We start from the raw sequence: 19,294 nt of genomic DNA on the forward strand, positions 1-19,294 counted from the left end.
GAGCATGAGCACCGCCGACGTCGAAACGCCTCTCGAAACCACCCGGTCCAGACGCCTGAAGGCCGGGACGGAAGGGCAGCATAACGGTCTCGATGAATCGATCATGGCGCAAAACCCTTTCGCCAGCCGTGAGAGGTATGGCCGCTTCGTCAACGTGCAGCATGAATTCCATCGGACGATCGATCCGCTCTATTCCAGTCCGAGGCTCGGTCAATTGCTGCCCGATCTCGCAGGCCGGCGGCGGTTTGGATTGATCGGACAGGATCTGAGCGATCTGGGCATCACGCCGATCGTCGTCCGCGACGCAGTCGAATTCAGTCATGCGGGCGCCGAGATCGACTTGCCGACGGCGCTCGGCTGGCTCTACGTCGCGGAAGGCTCGAATCTCGGCGCGGCATTTCTGCTCAAGGCGGCCGGAAAACTCGGGTTGTCGGAGTCCTTCGGCGCCCGCCATCTGGCGGCGGCTCCAGAGGGGCGCGCCGCGCATTGGAAGAAGTTCACGGCGGCACTCGATGCCGTGAACCTCTCCGATGCCGAGGAGGAACGTGCCATCGCCGGCGCGCGAGCTGCTTTCTCGCGCGTGCAGCATCTGGTGTTCGATCTGCTGGGGCCGGCAGCGGGGAAATGACTACGTCTTACCGCGAACAGCTTTCCTCCGCACGAGGATGGGCAAACCGCAAGCCAGCGAAAACTGATCGTTTCAGAAGCTAGCCAGCCAGCGGTGCGCATCATCTGCCGAACGGTCGGCGGCGTGGAGGATGCGGGAACGTCGAACATCTCCGCGAATGTGAACTGGGAACAGACGATGGAAAGGACGTGACATGGCTCGCTCGGAGAAGCGGCGTTGGATGATGACGGTGATCGTGTTCATCGTCACCTTGGCGTCGGGAATATCCTGCGCGATGGCAGAGCAGCCCGACACGCCGCCTGCGGCGAGCCTCGCTACGCCGGCCGGCCAGCCGGCCTCGGGAGAGGTTACAGAGGCGGTGAAGCCGACCCCGGCCGGGACCGTCCCGGCTGTTCGTTCCGAGGTCTCGTCGCGGAGCCCGGACCCGCGCGCCGGCATGCCGCGTGATCTGTCGCCGCTGGGAATGTTTGCCGCGGCCGACTGGGTGGTCAAGACCGTGATGGTCGGCCTTGCCTTTGCGTCGCTCCTGACCTGGATGGTGCTGTTCGTAAAGGCGGTCGAGATTGCCTGCGCCCGCGCTCGGGCTCAACGCGCGTTCGACGTCATCACGGCCTCGGACAGCCTCGCCGCAGCCGAATACGCACTGATCGAGCGCGGCGGGCCGGCCGCCTTCATGGTGCGGTCGGCCAGCGAGGAGATGGCGCGCTCGGCGGCGGCGCTGGACTTTGCCGGGAATGGCGGTCTCAAGGAGCGTGTCGTTTCCAGCCTTGTCCGTATCGAGGCCCAGGCCGGCCGGCGCCTGACGCGGGGCACCGGGCTCTTGGCGACGATCGGTGCGACCGCGCCCTTTGTCGGCCTGTTCGGGACGGTGTGGGGCATCATGAACGCCTTCATCGGTATCTCGCAGGCGCAGACCACCAATCTCGCCGTGGTCGCGCCGGGCATCGCCGAGGCGCTGCTTGCCACCGCGATGGGCCTCGTCGCGGCAATTCCGGCGGTGGTCCTCTATAATGTGTTCGCCCGCACCATCACCGGCTATCGCCAATTGCTCGCCGACGCGGCGGCCGGCGTCGAACGCCTCGTGAGCCGCGATCTCGATTTCCGCAAGGTTCCGGACGCTGCGGAGCGGGCGGCACTTCCGCTGGCAGCCGAGTAGACGTCATGGCTGGTGGAATACGCGAACGCTTCGATGACAGACTCGAAGAGAGCCACGACATCAATGTCACGCCGTTCATCGACGTGATACTGGTGCTGCTCATCATCTTCATGGTGGCGGCTCCGCTCGCGACAGTCGATATCCATGTCGACTTGCCGGCGTCGACCGCCCAGCCTGTACCGCGTCCCGACAGGCCGCTCTATCTGTCCCTGAAGGAAGATCTGACACTCGCTCTCGGCAACGACCCGGTGGCGCGCGAGAGCCTGCAGTCCGCACTGGACGAGGTGACGCAAGGCAACAAGGACACGCGCATCTTTGTGCGAGCCGACAGGACGGTCGACTACCAGCATCTCATGGAGGTGATGAATTTGCTGCGGGGAGCCGGCTATCTGAAGGTCGCGCTGGTTGGCCTCGAGGTCGCACCGGCACCGGCGAGGTTCGACACCGCCGTTCCCGGAAAAGGTCCGATGTCGCCGCCGGCGACAGGTGCACCGTGAATCGTTCCGGCTGCTTCGTCACGCGCGAGGTGAGGCTTGCCGAGACGGCGCTCTGGGCCTTCGGGGCAGTTTTCACGGTTGTGTTCCATGCAGGGATCGCATCCTGGCTGCTACGATCCGAGCCGGTCGTTGCCGCCGCCGACGCACCACCGACCGCCGTCCTGATCGAATTGGCCGCGACGCCGCAGGCGGCGATGACGGAAATGAACGAGCTCACGCCGGCGTTGAGATCCGTCGAGGAGAACGTCGCCCAGTTTGACCAGAAGCAGGAGGAGCCGCCCAGGGACCAGCCGCCCGAACCGACGGTCGAGCCCGAGCCCGAACCGGTCGAGCCTGTGGTCAGGGAGAAGCCGCCACAGCTGGAGAAGGTCGAGGTTTCGCTTCCGCCGGCTGCGCCCAAGATGGAAAAGCCGACGCAGAAGCCAAAGCCGCGCAAGGAGCGCGCCGCAACGGAAGCCCAGGCTGCGATCCGCGCGCAGGCGCAAGCGCAGCAATCGAGCCGCACCGCCGCCGCGCAGACGGCGTCCGGCGCTTCCTCTCTATCGCCGGCCAATTGGCAGTCGCTCCTGATGGGACATCTGGAGCGACACAAGCGCTACCCATCGGGCGCCCGATCGCGGAGCGAGAGCGGCGTTGCCTATGTGCGCTTCACCATCGATGAGAGAGGCAACGTGCTGTCCGCGAGTCTCGCCCGCTCGGCAGGTTTCGCCGAGCTTGATCAGGAGGTGCTGGCGCTCGTGCATCGGGCCTCGCCGGTGCCGTCGCCGCCACCCGGCGCCCAGCGAACCATTACCGCGCCCGTACGTTTCAGTACGCGATGACGCGCAGTCCCCCATTTTGGTCTTCGGGTTGTAGTTCCAGCTAACACCGCCAAGGTTATCAGTGGCGGGACATGCGCCTCTACAGGGTCACCACGAGCACGGGCCAGGCGCAGATCAATCTGTCGTCCGCGACCGGTTCGAAGAACGAGATCGACTTCCTCAGCGGCATAACCGATCAGAACCTGTGGTTCGAGCAGGCCGGGAATGATCTCAAGATCGATCTGCTTGGGACGAATACCAGCACGACGATCAGCAACTGGTTCGCAGGGAGTGCAGGTGCGGTGCAGGGGATCACGGCCGGCGGTCTCAAGATCGACAGCCAGATCTCGCAGCTCGTGCAAGCGATGGCGACGTATTCGGCAAGCCATGCGGGGTTCGACCCGTCAAATCCGACTGTCCAGGCTCTGCCGAACGATACCGCACTCCAAAACGCGGTCACGGCGTCTTGGCATGCGTAAGATCGACGACTGAGCCGTGCCCTTCGGGGCGCGGCTTTCCAAGTCAGAAAGAAGCCGCCGGGTTCGTCACCCTGGCGGCGTCGAAAAGTTCCGAGCTGTTGATCGCCTCCGCAGCTTCGTGCGTACCGCCGTTACCTTGTTTGCGGCCATGCAGGGTCATTTTAAGTGAGGGGGGATGACTCTGCTGTAACCTCAATCACACATGCTTCACCGAGCGGAACAGCGAGCCACTCTTAAATCAAGCGCAGTTCGAAGAATCTCGCCGAGGATCTGGATGATCTCGGAGAGCTGGCGCAACCGGCGCAGCGACGATCAAGAGAACGAGAGATGTGAGGGATCTCACACGGGGATCTCGGGTCTTGCACTAATCAGAGCTTCGACTCTCTTCGAACCAACGGAGGTTCGCGTGAAGCCCCTGATGATCTCTGGCCTGGCCGCGCTGACAGTTTTCGTGGCCGCGACGAATATGCTGCGATCGCATCCGTTACCGGTAGGTCGCACATCGGGGGCGGGAACGCTTCCGGTGCAGGAGATGCAAAGGGAGGCGCAACAAGGCAGACTGCCGGCTCAAGATTTCGCAGATCGATCTCTCGTGTTTCCAAGGGAAACGCAGCAGTAGAGACAATCCTGCCGTCGCGTCTCAACTGATAGCGATCGAGCTGGACGTCCTGGGCGGCTCGCATGTCCTCGAACAGTCCGCCATGCGGCTGGTCGGGTCGCGGGTTCCGCAATTGCCGCACGCGCCGTCTCAAGGGCTCAGGAAAATCGGGTTGATCCCGTTGGGATCGCCGGGCGGCCCCAGAGATGTAAGCCGGTAGACGTCGGCTTGAAGGATAACCAGGAGCAGCGCTAACACGACGACGATGTAGATGAGCAGTGGCGATGCGCCCTGCGCGTCGGGATCGCGATGCCGCGGCGGGTGCGCGAGAGAGTGCCACAACCGCGAGATGAATTGCAGATAGGCTCTCGGGTGCAGTTGCATATTCGGCCTCGATCCATGAGGCGCCGCTGGCGAGACTGCGACCACGCTGATCGCCATTCAAGGCGCCGCTTGTCGCACCTGGAACCGGATGCGAGCTGCCCTCGTTGAGCTGAATCAAAGGGGGGCGTTTTTGCCCAGTCACGGGACGGGGTTTCGCCGTGGTGCAAAGCCGGGCAGACTGGCACGGTGGGCGCCTCGAGTGTCTCCGACGGCCAATGGATTTGACCTTGCGTCTTGCCACCGTCCTTCTGACGGCATCGCTGCTGCTCCCGCTGCGGCCCACGCAGGCGCAATTGGCGGGACACGGCGGGCCTGTCCGCGCGCTCGCCGTTTCGGTCGATGGCAAGACCGTCTTGTCGGGCAGCTTCGACACTGCAGCCATCCGATGGTCGCTGGCGACCGAGTCCGCCGAGCAGGTCCTTCGCTTCCATTCGGGTGCGGTGAACGCGGCTGCCTTCCTCGGAGACGGACGAATGGCAACGGCTGGCGCAGACGGCCAGATCGCGATCTGGAGGCCGGGCCAGCCGCAACCGGACCAGGTTGTCGAGGGGCATACGGGACCCATTGTCGGGCTCGCCGTGTCTCCTGATGCATCGAAGCTGGCATCGGCTTCGTGGGACCACACCGTGCGGATCTCATCGCTGCCCGACGGCGGGACGCGCGCGCTGCATGGCCACTCGCAAGGTGTGAACGGCGTGGCCTTTGCTCCCGATGGACAATCGCTGGTGAGCGTTGGCTACGACCTGACAGTGCGGATCTGGCCCCTGCCGGGCGGCAGCCCCGAGACCATCGTGATGCCGGCACCGCTGAACGTCGTAGCCATCGCGCCTGACGGCGAAATCGTCACCGGCGCGGCAGACGGCAAGCTGCGCATGATGACCTCCGATGGCAGGCAGACCGGCGAGGTCATAGTCGCCGCCAGGCCGATCGTAGCCCTGGCGACCTCGCAAGACGGCGCCTTTCTTGCCGCGGGGGCAATCGACGGCACAGTCGCGATCGTCGATCGCAAGGCGAGGAGTGTGATGCGCACGCTCGCCGGGCTTGGCGCGCCGATCTGGTCGGTCGCGTTCTTGCCCGATGGCGCGACGCTGCTGACTGGCGGCACTGACGGCAAGATCAGGCGCTGGAATGCGCTGACCGGCGCGGCGATCGGGTCGAACGTGCTGGGCACGCCGGCGGATCCGCTCGCGGCCTATGCCGGCGATCACGGCGCCGAAATCTTCAGGGCTTGCGTGGCCTGCCATACCTTGTCGGAAACCGAGGTCCAACGCGCCGGGCCGACGCTTGCGGGACTGTTCGGCCGGAAGATCGCCTCGCTGCCGGGGTATCGCTTCTCCGACGCGCTCAAGGCCATGGACATCGTCTGGACGCCGGAGACCGTCTCAAGACTGTTCGAGATCGGGCCGAACGCCTACACGCCCGGCACCAAGATGCCGGAGCAGCACATCGGCTCGGCCGAGGATCGCCGCGCGCTCACCGACTTTCTGGCGCGTGCGACGTCGAAATAGCCCGGCAACAACGCTCTAATAGGCCGGCCATTGCTCCACGGGAATATCTGTCAGATCCGGCTTCTCGTTGAGCATGCGGGCGACGTCGATGCTGGGATGCTCCTTGAGCGCCGTCACGACGCACTCATTGACGTATTTCCGGCGCGACAGCCACTTGATCTTCTTGCCCTTTGCCTCGGCCTTGCAGGCGACGACCGCCTGCTTGAGCGCGACCTTTTCCGCCTTGGTGAGGGCGGCGGCCTCGGCGGCCGTGCCGGCGAGAACCGTATGGCAAGGCACGTCGAAAAACCCATCGTGAAACGAGGCATGCGGCTAGTCCTTGTTCTCGCGTTGACGCAGATAGTCATCCGTCGTCCGTGGTGGCGCGCGCTCCGGAACGTCCTGGATCGGATCGAACTGCTGCTCGCTCATGACGATGACGCGGCAATCGGCGCACATCCGCAAGGCCTCGGTCCGGCGATCTCCGGCGGGATACATCCAATGGCGCCCCTCGAGCTTTGTCGCGATCCGATCGATCGTGCTCTTGACGCCGAACGGCGTGCCGCAGCGAACGCACAGGGCCGGTTCTTCCTCCTTGATCACCTGTGCCGGCGCGCGCCTCGCCCGGAAGTCGATCTGCGGGGTGAGGGTGATGACTTTCTCGGGACACGTGCTCTGGCACAGGCCGCACTGCACGCAGGCGTCCTCGACGAATTTCAGGACGGGACGCTCGGGATCGGCGCGAAGCGCGCCGGTCGGGCAGACGGAGACACAGGACAGGCACAGCGTGCAACCGCTGACGTCAACGGTGACCGCACCGATCGGTGCGCCCTCGGGTAAGGCGATCACGTCGACAGGCTTGGGCGCGAGGCGATGCAATTCACTCAGGCCAAAGCGAAGCAGGTCGCCGCGCTTGCCGACCGTCCGGAAGGTTGCAGGCGTTGCGAGGCCGGCAAGCGGACCGATCCCCGTCAGCTGGTCAGCCAGAATGTCGGGATCGTCGGTTTCGATCGTGGCCACGCGGCCGCCGTCAAACCCGAGCCCGGCAAGAATGGTTTCGGCCATGACGATCGTCTGCAACAGCCCGGTCATGGCGTGTCGCGGCTTGGCGCGCAGCAGGAACCGCACGGCCGCCGCGCCGTACGCGAATGCGCCGATGACGGCCTCCAGGCCGACCTGCGTCAACTCGTTGACGGCGAGCGGAAGCACGTTGGCCGGCAATCCGTCGCCATGACGGGCGAGCGCATCGATCAGCGGTGTGCCGTGCCCGCTGTCATGCAGCAGCAGGATCGGATCTGCACCGCCCGCCTCGCGGTAGGCGAGCAACATGGCGCGAAGGATCTGCAGCTGGGTGTCGGCGGGCGGCAGCGCGTAGGACGCAGCTCCTGTCGGGCAGGCGGCCGCGCATTGCCCGCAACCTGCGCAGACCGCTGCGTTGACCGCGACATGGTCGCCGGCGGGGGTGATCGCGCCGGTCGGGCATAGGTCGAGGCAGCGATGGCATCCGGTCAGCTTCGAGCGCGAATGCGCGCACAGGCTGGGTGTGAAGTCGACATATCTCGGCTTGTCGAAACGTCCGACGAGATCGCGAGCGGCAAGGACCGCACGCAGCACCGCCGCGGGATCTCGCGGATCGGCGCGGAGATAGCCGTCCCGCAGCTCGTGCGCGGGGAACAGCGGCGCACCGCCGGAGAGGTCGAGCACGAGATCGCAGCGTGAGGTCGCCCCATTGCGCGGGGTCTCGAACACGAAGCGGTCGCGCGAAGACGGGCGCGGTTGCGCGTAGTCGTCGATCGTGAGCTCGAAGGCGCCAAAATGTCCCTTCGCGTTACGGATCGTGCCCGTCACGATCGGGAACGCTGCCGCGGCAGGCGGCGTCACGTCTGCCGTCTGCTTGAGCATGACCGTGACATCGAGATGATCTGCGAGCAGCCGGCCGGCTTCGATCGCGGCCTCGTCGCGCCCATAGATCAGGATGATGCCGTCACTCGACAGCGAGACGAGCGGATAGTCCGGTGCGGGAATCGCGGCCGCCGCAAGCAGCGCCGCCATCTTGGCGCCGGCATTCGCGCCGTCGCGCGACCAGCCCGCCGTTTCGCGGATGTTGACGAAGGTGATCCCGTCAGGGCGTTCGCCTGCCTCATCCGTGAACTGCGCAGCCTGCTGCGTGCAGGCGACCGTCAGCGGGCCCTCGGCTTTTGCGGCGTTGCGGAAACGATCGAGCTCCGCGCCGCAGAGATGGCGAAAGCTGCTGATTTCACAGTTGGGGCATCCGCGCCGGATCGTGGCCACGTCGAGGCGCATCGTGTCTTCACACGAGCAGATCAGGACGGTGTTCGCTGGCTGCTTCAGGTCAATCCCTCCGCCAGTGCGGCGCCGACTTACGGACTCGCGCCATTCCTGCACCTCGTATAGATTTTCACTATCGGGAAGAAAAGGAAAGTGGAGGACGGCCTTGCGGTCGACCCCAACCAGCCACGTTTCCCTGGCGGAGCCGATCCGGCTGCCGCCGCCTTTCACGCTTGTCCGGTTGCGTGAGAGCAGAGACGCCTTTGCCGACGCTTGCCGCATTGCACCAAAAAGCGGCGCCGGCACGCTGGTCTATGTCGGACGGTTCGATCTTGCCGAATTTGCCGTGGTGCTTGAGCCGGGCGAACCCCTGCGCACCGCGCGGCGCGCCTTCTACTCCGGCATGGTCGCGCTCACCGACGCTCTTCGCGCCTACGCGCCGCCGAACAAGACCGTCGCGATCGGCTGGCCGGACGCTGTCCAGATCGATGGCGGGCTGGTCGGCGGTGCGCGGATGGGATGGCCGTCGTCCGCGCGCGAGGATGAGCCGCCCGCCTGGCTGGTGTTCGGCGCCATGATCCGGACGGTCGCAATGGCCGAGCAGGGGCCCGGCATTCATCCGCTCGCGTCCGCACTCGATGAGGAGGGGTTTGGCGAAGCCGGAGCCGCAGAGGTGACCGAGAGTTTTGCACGGCACCTGATGCGGGTGTTCGATAGCTGGCAGGTCGATGGCTTTGACAGCGTCGCGCGCGACTATCTCAGCCGGATTCCCCGTGAGCGGGGAACCGTCCTGCGGATCGACGAGAGCGGCGATCTCCTCACGCGCCGCGTCGGCACCGACAGGGTCGAGCGGAGCGAGCTCGTCAAGGCGCTCGCCAAGCCATCCTGGCTCGATCCGAAACTCGGGGGGCCGCGGCTATGAAACTGCTGCGCACCATCGCGCTCGATCCCTCCGATACGTTCGTGTTCGATGCGGCGGCCGAGCCCGGCGAATGGGCCGTCTCGGGCGCGTTCCGCTTCTGCGACCAGGATCCCGCGACGTTGAGCGGCAAGGCGCGCGCGGCGTTTCGCAGTGGCTTCCTCGGGGTGCAATCCTGGGGCTGGTCGACGCTGGCGCAGATTGTGCCGGCAACGGAGAGCGATTGCCGGGCACTGATCGAGCTCCTCGCCGCCCAACTCATCGATCGTTTCGGCGCGCCGGATCCGGCAACCGCGCGGACGGCCGCCGAAGAGGAGGTTGCCTTTGTGCAGTCGCTCTGCACGCATCCGATCAGTTCGCTCATTGCCGTCCACCGCTCGGTCAGCGGCGGCGAGGTCCGCGAGTCGTTCCGCAGGCTGCAGCTGCGGCAAGGGCAGGGGCACGGCAAGGCGTTCTCGTTCATGGAAGCCGAAGATGATGTCGAACCCGACAGCAATGTCAGGCTTGCCGATATGAGCCAGGAGCCGCAGCCCCGATGAACGATTTCTGGATCGCGTGCGGCCACCATCTGCTCGATCGCAATGAGAGCGGCGGGCTTTGCGTCACCGACGAGTTCCTGAAGGCCTATTTTGCCCGTCCCGAGCTGATTCCGCCGGACGAAGCATGCCCGGTCGAGCGGCGGCTGCACCGCGCGCTGCTTGCCGCCCCCCGCCGGCCGGTCGGTGCTGACGAGGTCGCAGCGATTGTCGATGCGGATGCCCGGGAGAATTGGCGGTTCGTGCTCGCCTTTCGCGACCTCCTCGTACGGCATCCGACGCTCGAGGCCGCCTATCTTGCAACTGTCCGGTCGCGGGCCAACGATTTGCCGCCGCTGTTCGTCAATCAGCTCGTGCATGTGATCCTGCGCAATGCGCTCGATGGCTGCGATGATCCCTTCGTGCTGCGCGCAGCCGAGCTGTTCTTCCGCCCGCAGCGCATCCTGCCGCATGAGCAGGCCTTGCTGCTCGGAGATGAAGAAGTCGTCGGTGGGCAGAGCCCGACCCCGGTGCTGTCGCTGATGTCCATGCTGGGGGCCGCGACCGATGCCCAGCTCGACGTCCTGAGCGAGGTCAACGCCGACGACTATTGGCAACGAAGCGACGATTTCGACATGGCGTTCGACCTCACCGCAAGCGGCCGCGGGTCGAGGGCGCTGGCCCAGGCGATGACGCGCTGGATCTCCCATCTGCTCGGGATCGACGTCGGCATTGAGCCGCTGCGGGAATTGCATGATGCGCGGCTCACCTGGTATGTCGGGCTCGACGCCGATGCGACCAGGCTGGGCGACCGTCTCTGGCATGGGGAGCAACTCGATGACCGCAGCGCCGGCCGTGTGCTTTCATTGTTCCGCCTGACGTTTGCGGACAAGAGTGCGGCCGCAGACGAGATGCAGGGCGAGCCGGTCTATCTCATTCTGTCGGTGAACTCCGATCAGAAGCTCCGGATGAAGCCGCAGAATTTGCTGACGGGGTTGCCGATCAAACATCTGGAGATGGTGACATGAGCCCGGCTGCGCTGCCGCTCGTGCGCATTCCCGTCGGCGTCGTGGTCGAGCGGCACAAGGCGGACTCGCCGTGGACCGACTTCGTCTGGCGCGCCGTCGCCGTGCTGCCGGACGAGCCGGACACCAAGTCCTGGACGGTGCTCCGCCAAGAGGGAGGCGGGACACTCTTTTATGCCGGCAGCGCTATGGTCGATCTCTACAGTTCCGAGACCGCGCGCTATCGCGATAATCTCGCTTCGGGTCGTCCGAGCATCTGGACGGTGTTGTCGCCTGCGGAAGGCGTCTGGCCCTATTCGGTGGCTGCCGCCACCGCCGATCCTGCGGAAGGCGAAGCATTCACAGAGGCCGGTGCCAATCTGGTCGAGGCCGTTCCCATGTCGGACGTGCTGCGCGAGCAGATTGAAAGCTTCGTTGCCGAGCACCACGTCGAACGGGAGTTCTTCAAACGCAAGCGGCGGCAGGCCGATCCGGAGGCGCTGGCACGCCGGCAGCATGAAGGCGGACACGAATGAGCGAGGATAAGTTCCTGGCGCGCTGGTCCCGGCTCAAGCAGGAGGCAAAGGAGACCGCTGCGCAACCGGATCCGGCAATGCACGACAACACGCAGTCGGCGCCGCCGCCCGCCACGAAAGACGACGACGTGGAGTTCGACCTCTCGAGCCTGCCTTCGATCGATTCGATCACATCAGCGACCGATATCAAGGCGTTCCTGCGCAAAGGGATACCGCAGGAGCTGACACGTGCGGCGCTTCGTCGCGCCTGGAGCGCTGATCCCGTCATACGCGACTTCGTGGGACTTGCCGAAAACGCATGGGACTTCAACGATCCCTCCGCAATGCCGGGCTTTGGGCCGCTGGATTGTTCGGAAGCAGAACTGGCCGCGTTCGTGGACAGGATCATCGGCGGCATCAGCAAGTCGGCCGAGGCGCTGTCCGAGACTCCGGTTGAAGTCGCGGATTCTTCGCGGGAATTGCCCGAGGTTGAGAGATCAAATGTCGAGATCGTGGCCGAAGAGGAAGCGCGCCCCGCACCTGCTCCTGCTGCAGCGCAACTAACAGTCGCCGAAAGCACTGGAAGTGAACAGCTGTCGGTTCCTCGCCGCACGCATGGCGGCGCGCTGCCCCGCTAGGACTCCCCAACGAAAGACCATAGCCTCAAACTATGGGAGGCGATTGACCCTCTGTTGGGCCAGGACTACGCTTGGTCTAGCGCTTTGTAGAAAAAGAAAAATCAGCACCTGGGACTTGGATGGGAGGTCCACGTGCGTGATGACGGCCTTGAGCGAGCCATTGACGCCGCGGGCGGCGTGGCAGGACTTGCGCGCAAAATCGGCATTAGCCAACCCTCCGTTTCGAACTGGACAAAGGTGCCCGCACAACGGGTGGTTGCGGTCGAAGCGGCCACCGGCGTATCGCGCAATGACTTGCGGCCTGATTTGTACAGCGAGCCGCCGCTTCTGCCCGAAGTTCCGATTGAACCCGTCGATGCGGCGCGTGCGCAGGAATATTTGCTGCTCGCGACTCTCTTGCTCGCGGCACCATCAGGAAGCCTACTTGATCAACTGGCCGCATTGACGGGTGATGCGACGCCGCTCGGACGCGCGCATGCCGCGCTGGCTGAAGCCGCCGCCAATGCAGTCCCAGCGAAGGTCGAACGTGAATATTTCGACCTGTTCGTCGGTCTCGGTCGGGGCGAGCTCTTGCCCTATGCCTCCTATTACCTGACCGGATTTCTCAACGAGCGGCCGCTGTCACGCTTGCGGGCCGACCTCGCTGCGCTTGGGATCGAGCGTGCCGCGAACAATCCGGAGCCGGAAGATCACGCCGGCATCCTGTGCGAGATCATGGCGGGCTTTGCGGGAGGCCGCTTCCCGGCGTCGTTCGAGGCGCAGCACGCATTCTTCGACAAGCACGTCGGGCCCTGGATCGGTCGGCTGTTCGCCGACATCGAGCGCGCGGAGAGCGCCATCTTCTATCGTACGGTCGGCGCGCTCGGTCGCGCCTTTATCGAGATCGAGACGGAAGCATTCACGTTCGCCAACTGACCTGCACCGGCAGGTCCAGGAGAGATGCGATGAGTGAAGACAGCAAAACCACAGTCGGGCGCCGCGCGTTCCTGCGCAAGGTCGGCGTCGGCACGGTGGGCGCCGGCGCGACGCTTGCGACACCGCTGGTCGGGGCCGCGCAGGCTGACAGCGAAGCCAACGATGAGAAGCGCAAGGCGCGCTACAAGGAAACCGATCACGTCAAGGCGTTCTATCGCGTCAATCGTTATCCGGCCAAGGGAGGTTGACCGTGCTGATCAAGCGAACAAACCAGCATTCCCTGCGCCATGGTTCCGTTGCCGAGTCCCTTGCGGGGCAGGCCGGCAGTCTCGACCGCCGCAGCTTCCTGCGAAAATCCGGTCTTGCCGGTGGCGCGCTCGCCGCGCTCGGCACGCTGCCGGTCGGTGGCGTGCGCAAGGCAGAAGCGGCCGTGGCCGGCCCGCTCACCGCGGGCGCGACCGTCCGCAAGAGTATCTGCACGCATTGCTCGGTCGGGTGCACGGTCACGGCCGAGGTCCTGAACGGGGTATGGATCGGCCAGGAGCCGAGTTGGGATTCGCCGATCAATCGCGGTTCGCATTGCGCCAAGGGCGCCTCCGTGCGTGAGCTCGTGCACAGCGAGCGGCGGCTGCGCTATCCGATGAAATTGGTGGGTGGCCAGTGGACCCGCGTCTCCTGGGATACCGCGATCAACGAGATTGGAGACAAGCTTCAGGCGGTGCGCGAGAAGTCGGGCCCTGACTCCGTTTATTGGCTCGGCTCGGCCAAGATGACCAATGAAGGCGCCTACCTATTCCGCAAGCTCGGCGCATTCTGGGGAACCAACAACACCGATCACCAGGCCCGCATCTGCCATTCGACCACAGTCACCGGCGTCGCCAACACCTGGGGCTACGGCGCGATGACCAACAGCTACAATGACATCCGCAATGCGAAGACGCAGATGATCTTGGGCGGCAATCCGGCGGAGGCGCATCCGGTGTCGCTGCAGCACCTGCTCGAGGGGAAGGAGCTGCAAAAGGCCAATTTCGTCGTCATCGATCCGCGCCTGACGCGCACCGCCGCGCATGCGACCGAATATGTGCGGATGCGGCCGGGGACGGACATCCCCATACTCTACGGCATGATGTGGCACATCCTCCAGAACGGCTGGGAGGACAAGGAGTTCATCCGGCAGCGGGTCTACGGTTTTGACGACCTCAAGAAGGAGGTCGAGAAGTGGACTCCGGACGAAGTCGAGCGCGTCACCGGCATTCCCGGCGAGCAGCTCAAGCGCGTCGCCAAGATGTTCGCCACCGAGAAGCCGGCCACGCTGATCTGGGCCATGGGACAGACCCAGAAGACCGTCGGCACCGCCAACGTGCGCGCCAGCTGCATCCTGCTGCTGATGACCGGCAATGTCGGCGGAGAGGGCAAGGGAGCCAACATCTTCCGTGGCCACGACAACGTGCAGGGCGCGACCGACGTCGGGCTCGATATCGTCACGTTGCCGTTCTACTACGGCCTCGCCGAGGGGGCCTGGAAGCATTGGTCGCGGGTTTGGGAGGTCGACTATGACTTCCTGAAGTCGCGCTTCGACTCCAAGCAGATCATGGAAACGCCGGGCATCCCGCTGACCCGCTGGTTCGAAGCGGCGACGCTGCCGAAGGATCAGGTTGCGCAGAAGGACAATGTCAGGGCGGTGTTCGTGCAGGGACACGCCTCCAACAGCATCACCCGCATTCCTGAATCCCTCAACGGCCTGAAGGCACTCGATCTGCTCGTCATCGCCGACCCGCACCCGACGACCTGGGCCTCGCTGGCGGTCGAAGCGGGACGCAAGGATGGCATCTACATCCTGCCGGTCGCCACGCAGTTCGAGTGCAAGGGCTCGCGCGTCGCCTCCAACCGCTCGCTGCAATGGGGCGAGCAGATCGTGAAGCCGATCTTCGAGTCGAAGGATGATCTCGAAATCATCTATCTGATGGCGAAGAAGCTCGGCTTCGCCGACCAGATGTTCAAGAAGATCAAGATCGAGAACAATCTGCCTGAAGCCGAAGATGTGCTGCGCGAGATGAACCGCGGCAGCTGGTCGACCGGCTATTGCGGGCAATCGCCCGAGCGCCTCAAGGCGCACATGAAGAACCAGGCCAAGTTCGACATGCTGACGATGCGCGCGCCGAAGGACGATCCAGAGGTCGGCGGCGACTATTACGGCCTGCCTTGGCCATGTTGGGGATCGCCGGAGGTCAAGCATCCCGGCACGCCGCTGCTCTACAATACCAATCTGCACGTGATGGATGGCGGCGGCACGTTCCGGCCGCGGTTCGGCGTCGAGCGCGAGGAGAAGCTGCCGGACGGCACGACGCGCAAGGTGAGCCTGCTCGCGGATGGCTCGTACTCGCTGGGGTCGGGCATCCAGGACGGCTATCCGGAATTTACGCTCGCGAGCTTGAAGAAGCTCGGCTGGGACACCGAGCTCACCGAAGCGGAAATGGCCGTGATCAACAAGGTCAACCCAGCCACTCCGGACGCGGTGTCGTGGGCGCTCGACCTGTCGGGCGGCATCCAGCGCGTCGCGCTGGCGCATGGCTGCGTTCCCTACGGCAACGGCAAGGCGCGCATGCATGCCTTCGGCTTGCCCGATCCCATCCCGGTTCATCGCGAGCCGATCTACACGCCGCGCGTCGATCTCGTCGCCAAATACCCGACGCTGCCCGACGCCAAGCAGTTCCGGATGCCCAATATCGGCTTCTCCGTGCAGAAGGCCGCGGTGGAGAAGGGAATTGCAAAACAGTTCCCGCTGATCCTGTCGTCCGGCCGCCTGGTCGAATATGAGGGCGGCGGCGAGGAGACCCGGACCAACCCGTGGCTCGCCGAATTGCAGCAGGACATGTTCATCGAGATCAACCCTGCCGACGCCGCCGAGCGCGGCGTCAAGGATGGTGGCTGGGTCTGGGTCACGGGAGCCGAGAACAATTCCCGGGCAAGGATGAAGGCGCTCGTCACCGAACGCGTCGGCAAGGGAGTTGCCTGGATGCCCTTCCACTTCGGTGGCTGGCTTGCGGGCAAGGATCTCCGCGGCAACTACCCGAAGGGCACCGACCCGATCGTGCTCGGCGAAAGCGCGAACACGATCACCACCTACGGATACGATCCCGCGACGAACATGCAGGAGACCAAGGTCACTCTCTGCCAGATCGCGGCGGCATAAGGAGCAACGACGATGGCACGTATGAAGTTTCTCTGCGACGCCGACCGTTGCATCGAGTGCAACGCCTGCGTCACGGCCTGCAAGAACGAGCACGAGGTCCCCTGGGGCATCAACCGCCGCAGGGTCGTCACCATCGCCGATGGCAAGCCGGGTGAACGATCGGTCTCGATGGCCTGCATGCACTGCACCGATGCGCCGTGCGCGGCAGTGTGCCCGGTGAACTGTTTCTATACCACCGCCGATGGCGTGGTCCTGCACTCCAAGGATCTCTGCATCGGCTGCGGCTATTGCTTCTACGCTTGTCCGTTTGGCGCGCCGCAATATCCGAAGGTCGGCAATTTCGGCTCGCGCGGAAAAATGGACAAATGTACCTACTGCGCCGGCGGTCCCGAGGCCGATGGCAGCAAGGAGGAATACGAAAAATACGGTGCTAACCGCCTGGCCGAGGGCAAGCTGCCGCTGTGCGCCGAGATGTGCTCGACCAAGTCTCTGCTTGCCGGCGACGGCGAGATCATCGCCCAGATCTACAAGGAGCGCGTGTTGAAGCGCGGCTATGGCTCAGGCGCATGGGGCTGGAAGACCGCCTATCGCGAAACAATCGAGTCCTGAAGGCGCCGCACGGCGCGGTACAAATGCCGGGAGGAGCAGATGTCCTCATTTGCAAGGTTCATTCGACCAGCCATCGGCGCGTGGGCGTTGCTTCTGTTGGTCATGGCAGCTCCGGTACCGTCGCCGGCCCAGCAGGTCAATCCGACGGCGAGCTCGGTGAACGAGCGCCAGTTGCTGCAAGAGATGGACCGGATCCAGGGACGCGTCAGCATCCCCGACCAGCGCTCCGGCGTGCTGATGCAACCTGCCGGCCGCGAATGGCGCGAATTCCGCAACGTCGCACTGCGGTGGATCGGCGGCGTTGCAGTGCTCGGCATGCTGGCGGTGCTGGTCATCTTCTATTTGACACGCGGCATGGTCCGCCTCGAAAGCGGACGATCCGGCCGCACCATCGTGCGGTTCAACACCTTCGAGCGTTTCGTGCACTGGATGACCGCGACCTGCTTCATTATCCTGGCGATCTCGGGATTGAACGTCACGTTCGGGCGGCCACTGCTGCTTCCGCTGATTGGATTTGAGGCCTTCTCGGAATGGTCGCAATGGGCAAAATACGCGCACAACTACCTGAGCTTTCCCTTCACGATCGGCGTCGTGCTGATCTTTCTGATGTGGATCGGCGGTAATATCCCGAACAAGGTCGATCTGGAGTGGATCAAGCGCGGAGGCGGCCTGTTCGGTCATGATCATCCGCCGGCTCGCCGTTTCAACGCGGGTCAAAAGGGGATCTACTGGATCGTTGTGATCGGCGGTGGACTCGTGGCCGCGACGGGCTACGTGCTGATGTTCCCGTTCTACGTGACGGGGATCGAGGGCATGCAGATGGCCCAGATCGTTCACGCCGTCGTGGCCGTGCTGTTTATCGCCGCGATGCTCGCCCACATCTACATAGGCACGATCGGGATGGAAGGTGCCTTCGAGGCGATGGGATCAGGCGAGGTGGATGTCAACTGGGCGCGCGAGCACCATAGCCTGTGGCTCGACCAGGAGTCGGCACGGACCGGCCCGAACGATTCTCAGCCACAGCCTCGCCATGCTGCGTCGGCGGCCGAATAGTGCATACGGAGTAGGGCCTAAAGCCGCACGCCCGTCGTCGAAAAGGCCTCTGCAACGGGGAGCTGTACGCTGTCGAGCACGGCAACTCCAGCCATCGTGATGACGACCGTCGCAACACAGGCAAGGATGAAAGCCTTCATCGCGATCCCTCCTTGCGAGTATTATACAGGACCTCTGGCTGCGGACAAAGGCTGCGCTTGGGAAGGTCGATGCGGCACACACACACGACCGGGCTGGGGATCGCCTCTATCCTTGTCGCCGGATGAACCCGGTGATCGTCACCTTCTCCCAGATGCCGGCCGCTGCGAAGGGATCGGCGCGATTAAAGGCCTCGACTTCCGCACGCGTGGGGGCTTCGACCAGGAACAGGCTGCCGATCATGGTCGCGCCGTCGTCGGAGACGAGCGGCCCCGACATCACAATCTTGATGCCGAAACGCGAGGTATCGCTCAGGAAGGCCTTGTGGGCGTCGTAATTGGCGAGCCGGGTCGGCAGCGCGCCGGTGCGGTCGAGGGCGTGAATGGCGAACAGCATGGTGGTCTCCGTTTCTTGGCTTCGTTCTTGGGACGGCCGCGAGGGGCGGCCGTCCGGGTTCATCGTGATCGGGCGATCTACTTGCCGCCGAGCTTGCCGGCGTCCTCGAAGGTCGGGCAGGTCCGCTGCTCCAGCGGGACGTCGAACGGCCCAAAATTGTCCTTGGTGATGACGGTCGGCTTCAGCACGATCTCGCTGATGACAGGCTGATTGCGCAGGGCGCGGACAGCCATCATGGTGCCGAGGCAGCCTTGCGCGAATCCGTTGTAGTCGCCGCTGGCGAGCAGCTTGCCAGACTTGATCGCGTCGATCGCCTCCTTGGTCCCGTTGATGCCGATCACCTGCGCCTTGCGGTTGGCGCCGTCGAGCGCCTCGATCGCGCCGACCGCCATGGCGTCGTTGGCGGCGAGCACGCCGTCGATCTGCGAATTCGACTGCATCAGGTTCTCCATCACCTGAAGCGCCTGGAGCCGTTGATAGTTACCGGGCTGCGAAGCCAGGAGCTTGGCGCCGGGCGCTTCCTTCAGCGCGTCGTTGAACCCGCGGACGCGATCGACATTTGTCAGCGAGCCCTTGACGCCCTCGATGATGACGATGTTGCCCTTGCCGCCCAGCGTCTTGAGCAGGAAGCGCGCGGTCTCGAGCCCGAGGCTGTAATCGTCGGCGCCGACGAAGGAGAGGAATTTGCCGCCGGCGGAGCGGTCGGTGATGTTGACGACGGGGATTTTTGCCTCGTTGATCTTCTCGACGCCCGGCACCATCGCCTTGTAGTCGACCGGCGTGAAGACGATCGCGCTTGGCTTCTTCACCACGACGTCCTCGATCTGGCTGAGCTGCTCTGGGATCGAATCCGGCTTGGTCGGGATGTACTGAAGCGTCTTCGCGTTCAGCGCCTTCGCCATGTTGTCGGCGCCGACCCGCACCGTCTGGAAGAACGGATTGGTCTGGTTCTTGGTGAAGACCGCGATGGTCTCGCCGTCGGCGCGTACCTCAGTGGTGAACGCAGCCGCCATCAGCAGCGGTAGCGCCAGATAGTCCAGTCTCAATTTCATATTGCCTCCATCCCTGATTTTGCTTGTTG

22 protein-coding genes are annotated in these 19,294 nt (G+C 64.4%); 16 read left to right on the forward strand and 6 right to left on the reverse strand.

Translation table 11 applies throughout. The annotated features are described in order from the left end of the window. Window positions 1–4: 4 nt before the first annotated feature. The 5 genes from JQ603_RS30710 (at window position 5) to JQ603_RS30730 (ending at window position 3,560) form a co-directional block, all read left to right on the forward strand. Complete coding sequence (locus tag JQ603_RS30710) at window positions 5–628, forward strand: biliverdin-producing heme oxygenase (protein WP_212345318.1); 624 nt, start codon at window positions 5–7, stop codon at window positions 626–628. Between the two features lie 193 nt (window positions 629–821). Then, window positions 822–1,784, forward strand: coding sequence for a tonB-system energizer ExbB (exbB, locus tag JQ603_RS30715; protein ID WP_245003961.1), 963 nt, complete (start codon window positions 822–824; stop codon window positions 1,782–1,784). A gap of 5 nt (window positions 1,785–1,789) precedes the next feature. Continuing rightward, on the forward strand, window positions 1,790–2,281 hold the full coding sequence (gene exbD / locus JQ603_RS30720; protein ID WP_212345320.1) for a TonB system transport protein ExbD: 492 nt from the start codon (window positions 1,790–1,792) through the stop codon (window positions 2,279–2,281). Then, window positions 2,278–3,102, forward strand: coding sequence for an energy transducer TonB family protein (locus tag JQ603_RS38465; protein WP_212345322.1), 825 nt, complete (start codon window positions 2,278–2,280; stop codon window positions 3,100–3,102). Before exbD ends, JQ603_RS38465 begins: the two co-directional genes overlap by 4 nt. Window positions 3,103–3,173: 71 nt before the next feature. Continuing rightward, window positions 3,174–3,560: a hypothetical protein gene (locus JQ603_RS30730; protein ID WP_212345325.1), complete on the forward strand. Its 387-nt coding sequence runs from the start codon at window positions 3,174–3,176 to the stop codon at window positions 3,558–3,560. A 748-nt stretch (window positions 3,561–4,308) separates the two neighbouring features. Here JQ603_RS30730 and JQ603_RS30735 read toward each other — a convergent pair. Then, window positions 4,309–4,599 (reverse strand): hypothetical protein, encoded by a 291-nt coding sequence (locus tag JQ603_RS30735; protein WP_212345328.1) that lies wholly within the window; start codon window positions 4,597–4,599, stop codon window positions 4,309–4,311. A 158-nt stretch (window positions 4,600–4,757) separates the two neighbouring features. On the opposite strand from JQ603_RS30735, the gene JQ603_RS30740 reads away from it, so the two are divergent. After that, complete coding sequence (locus JQ603_RS30740) at window positions 4,758–6,050, forward strand: c-type cytochrome (RefSeq protein WP_212345331.1); 1,293 nt, start codon at window positions 4,758–4,760, stop codon at window positions 6,048–6,050. Between the two features lie 15 nt (window positions 6,051–6,065). Here JQ603_RS30740 and JQ603_RS30745 read toward each other — a convergent pair whose 3' ends face one another. Together JQ603_RS30745 and JQ603_RS30750 are read right to left on the reverse strand one after the other, a co-directional pair. After that, window positions 6,066–6,329, reverse strand: a complete 264-nt coding sequence (locus tag JQ603_RS30745; protein ID WP_245003962.1) for a hypothetical protein — start codon at window positions 6,327–6,329, stop codon at window positions 6,066–6,068. 33 nt (window positions 6,330–6,362) lie between these two features. After that, window positions 6,363–8,333, reverse strand: a complete 1,971-nt coding sequence (locus tag JQ603_RS30750) for a 4Fe-4S binding protein (RefSeq protein WP_212345333.1) — start codon at window positions 8,331–8,333, stop codon at window positions 6,363–6,365. Between the two features lie 151 nt (window positions 8,334–8,484). Here JQ603_RS30750 and JQ603_RS30755 point away from each other — a divergent pair, with 151 nt between their 5' ends. From JQ603_RS30755 to JQ603_RS30800, 10 genes are all read left to right on the forward strand, one after another. Further along, a complete protein-coding gene (locus JQ603_RS30755; RefSeq protein WP_245003963.1) occupies window positions 8,485–9,240 on the forward strand; it encodes a biotin/lipoate--protein ligase family protein in 756 nt (251 codons plus the stop codon). Continuing rightward, on the forward strand, window positions 9,237–9,776 hold the full coding sequence (locus JQ603_RS30760) for a DUF6505 family protein (RefSeq protein WP_212345335.1): 540 nt from the start codon (window positions 9,237–9,239) through the stop codon (window positions 9,774–9,776). The genes JQ603_RS30755 and JQ603_RS30760 overlap by 4 nt, the downstream gene beginning before the upstream one ends. Further along, on the forward strand, window positions 9,773–10,780 hold the full coding sequence (locus tag JQ603_RS30765; RefSeq protein ID WP_212345336.1) for a DUF6352 family protein: 1,008 nt from the start codon (window positions 9,773–9,775) through the stop codon (window positions 10,778–10,780). Before JQ603_RS30760 ends, JQ603_RS30765 begins: the two co-directional genes overlap by 4 nt. Continuing rightward, window positions 10,777–11,292 (forward strand): DUF3305 domain-containing protein, encoded by a 516-nt coding sequence (locus JQ603_RS30770; protein WP_212345337.1) that lies wholly within the window; start codon window positions 10,777–10,779, stop codon window positions 11,290–11,292. Before JQ603_RS30765 ends, JQ603_RS30770 begins: the two co-directional genes overlap by 4 nt. After that, window positions 11,289–11,909, forward strand: a complete 621-nt coding sequence (locus JQ603_RS30775; RefSeq protein WP_212345338.1) for a DUF3306 domain-containing protein — start codon at window positions 11,289–11,291, stop codon at window positions 11,907–11,909. Before JQ603_RS30770 ends, JQ603_RS30775 begins: the two co-directional genes overlap by 4 nt. A 132-nt stretch (window positions 11,910–12,041) precedes the next feature. Beyond that, window positions 12,042–12,824 carry a molecular chaperone TorD family protein gene (locus JQ603_RS30780; RefSeq protein ID WP_212345339.1) on the forward strand — a complete coding sequence of 261 codons (783 nt, stop codon included), beginning with the start codon at window positions 12,042–12,044 and terminating at the stop codon, window positions 12,822–12,824. A 29-nt stretch (window positions 12,825–12,853) separates the two neighbouring features. Further along, the gene (locus JQ603_RS30785; RefSeq protein ID WP_212345340.1) at window positions 12,854–13,072 is read left to right on the forward strand and encodes a twin-arginine translocation signal domain-containing protein; all 219 of its coding nucleotides are present in this window, start codon (window positions 12,854–12,856) and stop codon (window positions 13,070–13,072) included. A gap of 2 nt (window positions 13,073–13,074) precedes the next feature. Beyond that, a complete protein-coding gene (locus JQ603_RS30790; RefSeq protein ID WP_212345342.1) occupies window positions 13,075–16,017 on the forward strand; it encodes a formate dehydrogenase subunit alpha in 2,943 nt (980 codons plus the stop codon). A 12-nt stretch (window positions 16,018–16,029) separates the two neighbouring features. Further along, on the forward strand, window positions 16,030–16,626 hold the full coding sequence (gene fdh3B / locus JQ603_RS30795; RefSeq protein ID WP_011088224.1) for a formate dehydrogenase FDH3 subunit beta: 597 nt from the start codon (window positions 16,030–16,032) through the stop codon (window positions 16,624–16,626). 39 nt (window positions 16,627–16,665) lie between these two features. Further along, complete coding sequence (locus JQ603_RS30800; protein WP_212345345.1) at window positions 16,666–17,679, forward strand: formate dehydrogenase subunit gamma; 1,014 nt, start codon at window positions 16,666–16,668, stop codon at window positions 17,677–17,679. Window positions 17,680–17,696: 17 nt separating this feature from the next. Here JQ603_RS30800 and JQ603_RS38355 read toward each other — a convergent pair whose 3' ends face one another. The 3 genes from JQ603_RS38355 to JQ603_RS30810 all read right to left on the reverse strand — a co-directional run bounded on the left by JQ603_RS38355 (window position 17,697) and on the right by JQ603_RS30810 (window position 19,265). After that, complete coding sequence (locus JQ603_RS38355; RefSeq protein ID WP_271585603.1) at window positions 17,697–17,819, reverse strand: hypothetical protein; 123 nt, start codon at window positions 17,817–17,819, stop codon at window positions 17,697–17,699. 106 nt (window positions 17,820–17,925) lie between these two features. Beyond that, the gene (locus tag JQ603_RS30805) at window positions 17,926–18,213 is read right to left on the reverse strand and encodes a YciI family protein (protein ID WP_212345347.1); all 288 of its coding nucleotides are present in this window, start codon (window positions 18,211–18,213) and stop codon (window positions 17,926–17,928) included. A 77-nt stretch (window positions 18,214–18,290) separates the two neighbouring features. Further along, the gene (locus JQ603_RS30810) at window positions 18,291–19,265 is read right to left on the reverse strand and encodes a sugar ABC transporter substrate-binding protein (RefSeq protein ID WP_212345350.1); all 975 of its coding nucleotides are present in this window, start codon (window positions 19,263–19,265) and stop codon (window positions 18,291–18,293) included. Between the last annotated feature and the right edge of the window lie 29 nt (window positions 19,266–19,294).

This window comes from Bradyrhizobium liaoningense (assembly GCF_018130825.1).
Classification (GTDB): Bacteria; Pseudomonadota; Alphaproteobacteria; order Rhizobiales; family Xanthobacteraceae; genus Bradyrhizobium; species Bradyrhizobium liaoningense_B.